Source organism: Thermogemmatispora sp. (assembly GCF_042408735.1).
GTDB lineage: Bacteria > Chloroflexota > Ktedonobacteria > Ktedonobacterales > Ktedonobacteraceae > Thermogemmatispora.
In genome coordinates this window covers 16,935-27,705 of the sequence record NZ_JBHOQV010000182.1, presented here as the reverse complement: position 1 = coordinate 27,705, position 10,771 = coordinate 16,935, and the positions used below count along the sequence as shown (strand labels likewise).

7 protein-coding genes are annotated in these 10,771 nt (G+C 61.4%); 3 read left to right on the top strand and 4 right to left on the bottom strand.

The window, feature by feature from the left end; translation table 11 throughout:
- Nucleotides 1-340 precede the first annotated feature (340 nt).
- The gene (locus tag ACFMO7_RS19450; RefSeq protein WP_376797143.1) at nucleotides 341-1,591 is read left to right on the top strand and encodes a tyrosine-type recombinase/integrase; all 1,251 of its coding nucleotides are present in this window, start codon (nucleotides 341-343) and stop codon (nucleotides 1,589-1,591) included.
- Nucleotides 1,592-1,795: 204 nt separating this feature from the next.
- Here ACFMO7_RS19450 and ACFMO7_RS19445 read toward each other — a convergent pair whose 3' ends face one another.
- The gene (locus tag ACFMO7_RS19445) at nucleotides 1,796-2,260 is read right to left on the bottom strand and encodes a hypothetical protein (protein WP_376797142.1); all 465 of its coding nucleotides are present in this window, start codon (nucleotides 2,258-2,260) and stop codon (nucleotides 1,796-1,798) included.
- Nucleotides 2,260-3,396, bottom strand: coding sequence for a hypothetical protein (locus tag ACFMO7_RS19440; RefSeq protein WP_376797141.1), 1,137 nt, complete (start codon nucleotides 3,394-3,396; stop codon nucleotides 2,260-2,262). The genes ACFMO7_RS19445 and ACFMO7_RS19440 overlap by 1 nt, the downstream gene beginning before the upstream one ends.
- 169 nt (nucleotides 3,397-3,565) lie before the next feature.
- Between ACFMO7_RS19440 and ACFMO7_RS19435 the strand changes: the two genes are divergently transcribed.
- Together ACFMO7_RS19435 and ACFMO7_RS19430 are read left to right on the top strand one after the other, a co-directional pair.
- Nucleotides 3,566-3,778, top strand: coding sequence for a hypothetical protein (locus ACFMO7_RS19435; RefSeq protein WP_376797140.1), 213 nt, complete (start codon nucleotides 3,566-3,568; stop codon nucleotides 3,776-3,778).
- 862 nt (nucleotides 3,779-4,640) lie between these two features.
- Nucleotides 4,641-5,975 (top strand): hypothetical protein, encoded by a 1,335-nt coding sequence (locus ACFMO7_RS19430; RefSeq protein WP_376797139.1) that lies wholly within the window; start codon nucleotides 4,641-4,643, stop codon nucleotides 5,973-5,975.
- On the opposite strand, the gene ACFMO7_RS19425 is transcribed toward ACFMO7_RS19430, so the two are convergent.
- Both ACFMO7_RS19425 and ACFMO7_RS19420 read right to left on the bottom strand, forming a co-directional pair.
- Nucleotides 5,957-7,927, bottom strand: coding sequence for a replication-relaxation family protein (locus ACFMO7_RS19425; RefSeq protein WP_376797138.1), 1,971 nt, complete (start codon nucleotides 7,925-7,927; stop codon nucleotides 5,957-5,959). The genes ACFMO7_RS19430 and ACFMO7_RS19425 overlap by 19 nt on opposite strands.
- Nucleotides 7,896-10,751, bottom strand: a complete 2,856-nt coding sequence (locus ACFMO7_RS19420) for a hypothetical protein (RefSeq protein ID WP_376797137.1) — start codon at nucleotides 10,749-10,751, stop codon at nucleotides 7,896-7,898. The genes ACFMO7_RS19425 and ACFMO7_RS19420 overlap by 32 nt, the downstream gene beginning before the upstream one ends.
- Nucleotides 10,752-10,771 lie beyond the last annotated feature (20 nt).

Sequence of the window (10,771 nt, the reverse complement as noted above, 5' to 3'; positions counted from 1 at the left end):
GGACACAAGTGTTCCCTTTCTCTGGCGGCTGTGACCGCCTGTCTGCCTCAACTGGCAACCACCTGTCTCCAGGGGAAGCACGCTCAGCTTCCCACCTGGTTCCCGCATTGTTCCCCGATGCTCCTGCCCGGATTCCGCCCCCGTTCTGGGGGCGGCCCCCCCTGCTCTGCTATGGTTGTCCCTGGCAGACTCCTGCCCAGGAGCTTGCGGGTCCAGGGAGGGACTCTTGCCTTCTGGAGGGGCTGAGCAGACCGCTTCCTCTCTGGGCAGACCAACGGGCGAGTTGCTGCACTGTTGCAGATGAGCAAGCACCATAGAAAGGAAAGGAGCGAACCGGCTCATGGAGGTCCCCTTTTCTGCGTCTCTCTCTACTGAGACCGTGCAGGTCCTCACTCCGCGGAGACCAGCGCGGCGAGGAACATCTTCGCGTATCACGGAGCAGCGGGCCCTGGCCCAGCGCGCCAAACAGGATCGCAGGAAGGCGACCGGGCGGAAGCGAGACCGGCGGGAGCAAGCCACTCGACCACTGGAACGATCAGCGCGCCGGCGACGTGGATACACCATCGAAGATCTCATAGAGGCATATCTCCAGGATCAGGCCGGAGGGAATCGCAGTCCCAAGACGATTGCGTGGCACCGAATCTCACTCACACTGCTGCGGGTTTTTCTGCAGGAGCAGCAAGGGATCAGGACAATTGATGCTGTCGAGGCGGCAGACCTCAGCGCCTGGTTCGTGCATTTGCGCACCACTCCGGGAAAGTATGGTAAACAGCGCACAGCGCGTACAGTGCAAACGTATGCCCGCTCTGCTCGGGCCTTCTTTCATTGGGTGCAACGCCAGGGTATCCTGGAAGACGATCTGTTTAAGCAGGTCACCTTCCCTAAAGCAGGTCGCCCACTTGTCCAGATCATCACTGAAGAAGAGTTTGAACGCTTACTGCAGGCCTGTGCCCCTCCCGGGGAGATTGGTCCCCTGGCCGAGCGAGCTGCGGTGCGTAATCAGAGCATTTTATGGGTCCTGTATGATACAGGGATCCGCGTCTCGGAACTCATTAGCCTGTGTCTGGAGAGGGTGGATCGCAGGAGAGGCGTAATCACTGTGCTCGGGAAAGGATCCAAAGAGCGAGAGGTGGCTCTGGGGCGGAACTGCCAGCGCTATCTCTACTACTACCTGGATAAGCACCGCCCGAGCGAGGAGGAACTGGCTGAATGGGGGAGTGCTGGAGAGAATCATGTCTTCCTGTCAGAAACGCGCTTGCCTCTTACCAAAGATGGGGTGGAAATGCTCTTCAAACGGCTCAAGCAGCGCTCGGGGATCACAGGGAAGCGGGTTAGTCCTCACGTCCTGCGCCATACCTTTGCCGTTAATTACTTGATGAACGGTGGTGACATTTTCAGTTTGCAGCAGATTCTCGGACATGAGGATATCTCCACTGTGCGCCATTACATGCATCTGACCTCTGCAATGGTGGAGAGTCAAAAGCGCAAATACAGCCCAGGGGATCATCTGTCGAAGCACCTGCCGGGACCGCGGGTGACCAGACGCCGCGGGTTCCGAGCGATGCGGAAGAACCACCGGGAGCACTCCTGAATGTGCCGGCCTCACCTTCCCTGGCGCCTGTCGGCCCAGCGGAGCTGCTAGAGGAGCTGCATTGCCAGCACCTCGACTAGAGTGGCACTGGTAACCTGGAATCTACCCTCATCTTGGCGTTGGCATGTACCAGCCAGCAAGCCAGGCACTTGCCCAGCGGGTGATATGATCCATGGGCAAGAAGCCTGGCTCCTTTCCTCCTGATCAGGCTGTGCCCGGAGGGGGCTGCTCTAGAAAGTTGACCAGGCTCACCCCTATTCCTAGCTGCTCTAAGTCCTCTCCCAGGGCTGGAGCCATCTGTGGTTGCTGCAGCTCCCAGTGGTTCAGCGCCGAGGCCTTTCCCTGCCTGGCTCTTTCTCCCTCGGGTCTTTGGGCAGCACTGGTGCCATAGGGGAGCTCTCCATGCTCGATGAGAAGATCAATAGCTGATCCCAGGTGCCGTCGCAGCGCTCGCGCCAGCGCAATGGCTTCCATGCCGCCCAATCGCCCCTGAGCATCTGGGGCAAAGCGGGTTGCTTCGACCAACAGCCCTGTGACAAGGGCCTGCCGGAGCAGGTCGGCCAGGGACAGATGGGTCTGCTCTGCGAGGGCCTGCGCTAGCTGGAGAGCTACTGGTGGCACATTCCGTAACGAGATCGGTCCTTTGGGTTGCTTTGTGGTAGCTTTCATCAGTGGTCTTCCTCGTCGCGGGACGCTGTTGCCGCGGTCAACCGTTGCTGGATTCGCTGTTGGACTGTTGCCTGAGCAAGGAGATAGCCCCCCGCTGCGTTGAGAACGGCAGCGAGTTCTCGGGGCACAATCAGCATGCTTTCCTGGGCCCGTCGTTGCCCCAGGAGCGTCCGAAGCGGACGTTCGAGCAGGATCGTTCCACCTCCAGTACACATCACGAAGGTCTGCTCTTCCTGGAGCAGATGCCGCAGATGCGTCAGCAGTCGCTGAGCACGAGCCTGGATGACGTCACTCACAAGCGACGTGACATCCACACGCCGTCCCCCTCGCAACAGCGTACCGCTCACGAGGACCTGCTGAGCTTCGGTATCTGAGAGACGCACCCCGGGATAGAGACTGCGAAGGTGCTCCCGAACCGCACGGGCCAGGGCAATCGTCCCCTCATCGAGCAGCGTGGCCTGCATGCGCAGACGCGGTCGGCCATCTGGACGCGGGTCAATCGTCACCGTGCACCGGTGGAGCTGCCCCCCTCCAATGTCCACGGTCACATGCCTGACGACCTCCGTTGGCAGTGCCTCTCCTGTGGGGCTGTAGTACCAGGCGACAAAGGACCCGAAGGTCTGAGGGTAGGGCATCACGTCGACAAGCTGGAGGCGCCACGTGTTCGTGTGACCTTGCTCATCGGTGCGCTGGACCAGCCGTGGCGTCTCCAGCAAAGGACGCAGTGCCTGGAGCACCGTCGGATGCACACTATTTCTGGACAGCTCCTCGTTAGGGAGCCCCAGACTCACGTAGAGCCTATACTCACCCTGCCAACTCTGCCCTGGTCGCTCGTAGCCGGCTGCCCGCAACAACTCGGCGAGGCAGGCAAAGAAGAAGTGTTGCCAGCGTCGATCGAGCAGGCGCTCAGGACTCATCCCAATGGGCAGGCTCTCCACGGTGGTCGCCACCTGTAGCGCCTGATCTCCGATCCAGAATGGTTCGGAGGCATCTACTTGCCACGTGGGGACTTCCTCGCCGACCCGCATCACCTCGGCAGGGGCATAGGCCGTGGAAATCCGGCGGACGGTCAGTTGGGGGAGCCGAGCGTGCAAGAGTGCACCTTTCAAGGCATCATTGCCATTGTCTACTGCCACGAGGAGCGCCGTTCCCTCAGTGTACCCATCTTGGGCTACTGGAGAGGCATCTGGCTGGTCCAAACGAAGCAGAAACGCCAGAGGAATCTGACGCATCATTCCCCCTCCAGCTTCTGAAGCTCCCAGGGGTTCCTGACGGCAAAGTCTGGCAAGCAGCGAGGATGGATGCATGGGAGAGTCCATCAGTTTCATGCGATCTTTCTCCTCTCTTGTTGGCGAGATGACGACCACAGTGTGTAAGATGACGACAATTTGCGGTAGGATCGGCCTCCAGCCGGTGGCTGTGACGCTGATTGTCGTCGCTTTGCCTTCAGAGGAAGGCATCATGGATGTATGTTGCCGACATGGCATGGTACCCAGCGATCCAGAGCATTCTCCCTGAGCCTCTGGAGAGCACCGTATCATACGTAGAGGAATTATGCAAGAGAGGCAGATGTTCATTCATCAAGAGGAAGCCGACCGCACAGCAACTGAGGCCAGCTCCTCTTCCTCGCCTCTGTATATTTTCCCCGGTGCTTCCACTCCTGTTCCCCAATCGTTCCAGAGGCAGACGGTGCACGTTCCCTTTCTGTCCCTGGCTCATCCCGGTTCTGTCCCTAAAAGACGCGAGATGCTTCCCATAAAAGCGATGCATTGCTCTCCTGCTCTGGTCTCCTGAAGCGCGTACACTGGAAGAGAAGCTGTGTCTGTTCCTCCAGGATGGCTACCTCAACATGCACGCTGGCTCAGTATTGTTTCTGCTCTAGCTATGGGGAAAGAGCAAGGCATTCGAAGTGAGAAAGGACAACAGGTGCATCATGCTCCATCGCCCAACATGGCTCCTTGTCCTGGCTGCTCCCAGAAGCCGGTCCAGGCAGTTCCTGGTGCGGTTGGTCTTGCTTATCAGTGCAATTGGCAGCTTCCTGCTTTGGACGCTGCCGGTCTGGTCCTTATTCTGGCAACAGGTGGCCTCCTTCCCGGTCCTCTGGCAGGAGCCAGCCAATCGTTGGCCTATTATTCTGCTGTGCCTGCGTCTCGTTGCTCCTCTGCTCATACCGATGCTCCTTACTGAGGCCTTTGAAAGCCTGTTCCTCCTCCTGCGTGGAACCCTTTCCTCCTCTACCGCTGATCACCAGGGGGACCAGGGGGGGGCTCAGGACAGAGTGGATGCCGTGGACCGTGTCCCCATGCCTGGGCTGCATTCGAATCGGCCTGGATCTTCTCCCGAAACAACGGAACCTGGTGCGGGGAGATCGTTGTCTTCCATGACCACAGCCTTAGCTCACGGGGTCCCGGCGTCGGTTTCCAGGTCCTCTCCGCAGGATTCTGCGCTGGAGGCATCGCTCTCATTCCCTGCCCATCCCGCTGTCGTTCCTGCCAGCCCCTCACACTCCCTGGAGCAAGCGATCGGGTCGCGTCCTCTGGCCTATGAGGGGAGTCTCCCTCCCGCTCTGATCAACACCTTCCAGCATCCTGTTCACCAGCAAGGGCCTACTGATGCCAAACGGAAGGCCAGGCTCCTGCTCCGTGTGTTCGGCGAGATCGTCCTGGCCCTACAAAGAGGAGGGGAAGAGATTCCCGTGTCGCTAGGAACCTATCCGAAGCGCCAGGAGCTGCTAGCCTATCTGGCCTGGCATAGGCAAGGGGTGCCACGGGATCAGCTTCTGGAAGAGGTTTTTGGGCATGGTCAGCCCGATGAGGAGGCTCATACTCAGAGACTAAGTGAACGCTTCGACTCGCATCGGAAGATCCTACGCCGGCGTGTACGAGAGGCTCTCATCGCGCAAGGGGTGTTGACGGAGCGAGAGGCGTTGCCGGCAGCACTTGATCCCTTCGCCAGTGAAGGGGGGATCTGGCGACTGGCATCCGGCTGTCAGGTCATTGACCTGGATATGATCCAGGGAAGTTACGGAGTCCTTACGCAGGCGCGTAAAGAGGGGCGTCTGGTCCAGGAAGTCCCCAGGGAGGTTATGCGAGCCTGTGAAGAGTTGTTGGCAGCGTACCGCGGAGACTTTCTGGCCAGCTATATCCAGCGTTATCCTGAGCTGGTCCAACCCTGGGAGGGACGCAGCTCCTGGATCCGCAAGCCGTTTACGCAGGGGCGTGATTGGTACCTGGAGGCCCTCTGGTGGCTGGGTGAGGCAGAGTGGCGAGAGGGATTGACCTTTGGGAGTCCGCCCCCCAGCGAGCTGGCTCTGCGGCAGCAGCGCCAGTCATTCGCACGCGCAGCTCAGTGCTACGCGGACTATGCGCTGGCAGCGTGCGCGACGCGATTTGATAGCAAGGTGAGCTTCGGGTCAGGAGGTGAGCCAGGGGAGCGGGTGCTCATGAGTGAGCGGGCGCTGCGTCGTGCCGTCTTACTCTGGGGCTCGCTGAGTCAGACCGGGCAGGTCGATCAGCTCTGGCGCGCGTACTGGTCCCAGATGCGTCGTATCTCGGACCGGCGCTGGGAACCCAGACGGGAGACTCTGGCGGATCTGGAAACAGCGCGGGCGCAGACCAATGCCTATCGGCTGGCGCTCCAGCTCAGCCAGCAGGAAGCATTCAGTCTGTTCCCTTCGTCTTCCCTGGCCGAAGAGTCTCAGAGCGAACAGAGTTGAAGCAGCCAGTCGGTCAGTTGGGACAGCCCATCAGGCTGGTCTAGCTCCACTTGGAGGAGGGGCAGCATGGGCTGAGGAGCCCCGCTGATCTGCCAGCACGTGCGGATGCGCGCTGCTGCCTGGGGCTGCGTGGTAATGATAAGGACCGGCGGGGACCACCCTCCTGCTTGCTGTCCAGCTGCGGCGTAGGTCTCCCATTTGGCCTGGAGCTCCCGCCGCCTGGTGGTAGCGCGATCATACTCGATCAGCAGGCGTACAGGGGCGGGATGCCCACGCAGCCAGACAATCCAGGTTGCATCGGGACGCAGTTGGACCCATTCCTGTCGCCCTGGATCAAACCAGCGGCGGGCACTTTCACGTGTGCTCCACAGCCAGGAAGCGACAATCATCGATTCATGCGTGCTAGCCCCGAGGAGAGTTGCCAGGCAGGCGTAGAGGCCATGTGTGTGTTGCATCTGAGTCAGCTCTGCAGGAGGGAGAGCTACCCAGCCCCGCGGGAGCTCCCCTCGCGTTACAAGATAGGCAACAGCAACCTCTGTCAGCAGCCAGCGCTCCTGCTCCCTACTCGGGGCTGCGGGCCACCGGAGGCTCGTGACGAGGTTGGCTGCTGACAGAACCAGCAGCGATCGCTGGAGCCGACGCCGGGCCTGTCCTGGCTCCAGGAGTTGCGCCAGCTGAGCAGAGCTGAGCAGAGGAAAGCGAGCCAGTAGCAGCAGCATCCGCTTGCGCTGGGCAGTGAGCGCCAGATTGAGGCGCGCTGTGGCGGTGAGGGAACCAGCACCAGGAGGTGCTAACCCGTCTGAATCAGGCATCTGCGCTATGAGGCGAGTCACCCATCCAGGATCAGGGAGACACCAGCTCTGACTACGTTTCCATCGTCGCTGGCCTTTCCGTTCGGTTCCGGTCCATTGCTTGCGCTGAACCTGTAACCTCCTCGGCTCATCGCCAAACTGAGGCTGGCTCACTTGTGACTGATCTGACAGCATGAGTTGCTCCTGCAGTAACACCCTAACCGCCGGGCGAAGCATGACTGCCTCCTCCGATGCTGTCCTGCTTGATCTCTCCAGGACTGCCAGATTGGAAAAGCACCAGCAAGGCGCTGCCAGCAATCCACTCTGACGAACCTGCTCCAGCAAGAGCACGCCCCCCTGGGGCAAGGGGCGTTGAGTGAAGACAGGGCGTTGTAATAGCTCGCTCCAGACAGGCAGATGTACTGCTGCACTCACGACTAGAACGAGCGGGACTGGCCTCAGCCGCGATTGCAGTGCATGGGCCTCTTGATAGCGAGCGAGCTGCTGCAGCAGAAGGGAGACCGGGTGCCAGGGAAAGGGCTGCTCCTGCTGCGGACCGACCACCAGCAGCAGCGAGACGGCTTGCTGCCCCTGCTGAAGCAGACACCAGGCTGTATCAGGTCTGCCAGCAGTGTGGGATGGTGAGGAGCCTGAGCGCCGCAGCAGATGGCGCCAGGAGCAGGGAAACTGGAATACCCGGACCTGCCAGCCCTGCCGTTCCCCCTCGATCAGGCTCGTGAAGCAGGAAGCCAGCACCAGGGTGGGGAAAGGGCGGGCAAGCCGGCTGAGCAAGTCTTCCTGCTCGATGGGATAGGCCCGGGTCAGGGCCTGGAGCGAGAGTGCCGGCTGGAACTGGTGTGCAAAGGCTGCTACCCCCGCGGCACTGAGGGCATAGCGTTGCTGGGCCGGCGGCCAGCCCGGCTCGTGGAGTCGAAAGGCCAGGAGCAGACCTCGCTTGACGAGGTGGTGCACCTGCCTGCCCACCTGGGAGGCCGTCGGTTGAGGAGCCGGACCTGACGGCGTCCCTCGGCGACTCTGTTCCAGGCGCACGAGCTCAGATAAGGCAAGCAAAGGGTGCCAGAGCACCCAGCGCAGGAGCGAGATCTCCGCTGACTGGAGACTGGTCGATTCAGGGTCTGTCAGCAGCTTGCCGATCTTCATCTTTCTCCTCGCTTTCTGCCAGTGCTCGCTCTGCCACTGGCTTACTTAGCTGCTCCTGGGGATCAGGAGGCGGTGTTCCAACAGGGACCTTGCGGTGACGCTGGCGCCGACTCCGTCGATGCTTGTGTGCAGGAGCGGCAGGCTCACCACTCGGCTGCTCAGTCAGGCGCGGTGCCGTCAGGGCCTCTTCTGAACCAGGCTGGATCACCGACTCGTCTGCTGATTGCAACGCATACTGCTGCGCTCGCCCGGCCTCTCGCTGAATCCGCCAGCTGGTGAGTGCCGCTTCGGGGTGGCGACGGCTTCGATCTGCCAGCTGGCGATCCACCTCTGCGGCAGATTGCAGTCGCGCGCGATTGTGGGCACGAATAGCTGCCGCGCAGGTTCGCCGGCCTGGCGTTGCTACCGTCGGCGGCTGCAGCTGCAGCGAGATCACCTGCTGCGGCCATCCTGGCAGACTGAGCCTCGCGTAGCAGTGCAACGGCGCAAGGCGGACCAGGTCTGTGGCGGTGACGCGCTGATGCAATTCTGCTGCCAGCAGATCTGCATCGGCGGCAGAAACACTGAAGGCAAACAGCTGCTGGCAATTCGCCAGAACGAGCTCGAGTAGCCCCTCGCGCAGGAGGGGAAGCCTCTTGAGACTCTGAGAAGAGAGCAGCAGGCTGCAGCCGTACTTTGCATCTTCAGCCAGGAGGCGCTCGAAATCTGCTCCAGAGAAGACATGGAATTCGTCTACCGCCACCAGCACCTTACGCCGCTGAGTCAACGGCAAATGCTGCTGCAGCCGGAAGGCACGGTGCAGAAGATTGAGTAATGTCGACCCAACAATGTTCACTGCTCCCTCGGGCAACTCCCGGCTGGCCAGCGCGCACAGGACAAGTTTGCCCGCTGTGATGGCCTCCTGGAGGGGCGCGCGGGTCACCGGCTGTCCGACAATGCGCCGAAGCTGCTCATGTTCGCGGAACATGCCGATCTTGGACACGATCGGCATGCAAATCTCGTTCCGAAAGGAGGGATGTAACGACCAGTAGCTGGTCTGCCAGAATTGGACCAGCTCTTGCTGCTGGGGCTGGCTCAGGTTGAGCTGCGCCAACAGGTGGACGGCGAAGGCACGATCCTGCAACAGGGGATTGATATCCAGGAGGGTGTATTGCTCCTCTGCCTGTCCCTGGTGCACTAGGCCAGCATTGAGCGTTGCCAGGAGGCGCAACGCGGCTGTGAGGAAGTACGCCATCCTTGGCCCCCATTGCTCGACCCAGATGCGTTCGAAGCAGGACATGAGGTTGGCCACCAGTTCATCAGGGCTCAGGCCCAGGGAGGCATCCAGGGGATTGATGGCCACCGGATACTGCTCATCCATCAGATCCAATAGCAAGACATCCTGCTGGCGTGCTGGGGACACCTGGTCGAGTAGCAGCTCGACCAGGTCCCGGTGTGGGTCCAGCAAGACCAGGGCGGGAGGAGAGATCTGTGAGGAGTCCTGCAGGAGTGCACGGGCCAGCAAGTGCATCAGGACCGATTTGCCAGCCCGCGATTTGCCCACGACCACCGTATGGGTCAGGATGCTTTCCGCTGGCAGTGCGACTGGGACCCGGTAGCCCCTCTGACAGGAGTAACCCAGCAAGGCAGGGGGAAAAGGGCTGCGTCGCTCGAGCAGCTGCTGCGCCAGCGCTGGGGACAGCAGCAGCGCTTTGCGTGTGTTGCGGTGAACCAGGGGTAGATCCGTGCCGGGCTGAGGCAAGTGGAAGAGGCCCGCAATTTCCAGAGCGTTGAGAATCCAGGGCGAGCGTGCCCCTCCATAGAGGAGACGCAAGAAGTAAGAAGCGCGGGGAAAGGCGGCTTCCAGGTCGGGGAGCCTGCGTGCCTGATGTCGATGAGCTGACACGTGGCGGACTTGGCGTAGTACGAATCCATTACAGGAGGGCAGCGTCCATTGTCGATAGGCCGCTTCCAGCGCGTGCAGGACTCGGGTCAGCGAGGCAGGCGAAGCCGCGGAAGGTCCTACGACGATCACTCTCACCTGGCTATAGAAGCCTGCACGCGCCAGTTTCTCGGCGACGGCGCGCTGATCGTAGAGCGGCACCGCCGGGCGCGTCAGCCACCACCAGAGCCACCCGAGTCCTGCGATCAGACTGAGCAGGCCCAGGCCCAGCAGAGGAAGCCAGGCATGAGCCTGCCACCAGCGACCGGCCAGGAGCACCAGCACGGCTGCCCCCACCAGGGCCAGCAGTCTGACGCCTTCGGCCACATCCTGTTGGGAACGAGCAGAGATCGCCTGTCGTCCATGCTGCTCCCGTTCCGCCTGCAGTGCATGCTCTACGGTCTTGCGCAGATCCGCGCCGACCCAGTCATCAGGCGCCCTGGCCAGGGCCACCTGGGCAATGACCCTCTGTCCGGGGCCGACGGTGGCCATCGCTGCCAGCAAGCCAGGTAGCGGATCTGTGCCCGGTTCCGTCAGCAGCTTCCCAGGAAACGTCTTGATGGGCAGATAGCTGGGGGCCAGCAACCCGAAGCTTCCGATCAACGCTTGCTCGTCTGAGCGTAGACGGAGCGGATCACGAGCCGGGGAGAGCCAGCGTACCTCCACCTGGGGAGCCAGCGCTTCCAGCTGGCGACAGAGCAGCTGCAGCTGCTCCCATGAGCGAGAGCGCAGGAGAAAGCCCTGTGTCTGGCTGGTTCCGACCAGCTCCAGAGCGAAAGGAGCCTCGGAGGCGCAGGCTTGCAACCAGTTCTCAACGGCTTGTGCCTGGCGCTGTCCCGCAGGGTCATCCGAAGGAATGAGCCAGGCAAGAGCCACCTCTTTCTGCTGCAAGGGGGTGTTCATATCGGTTCCTCCTCCCTCGT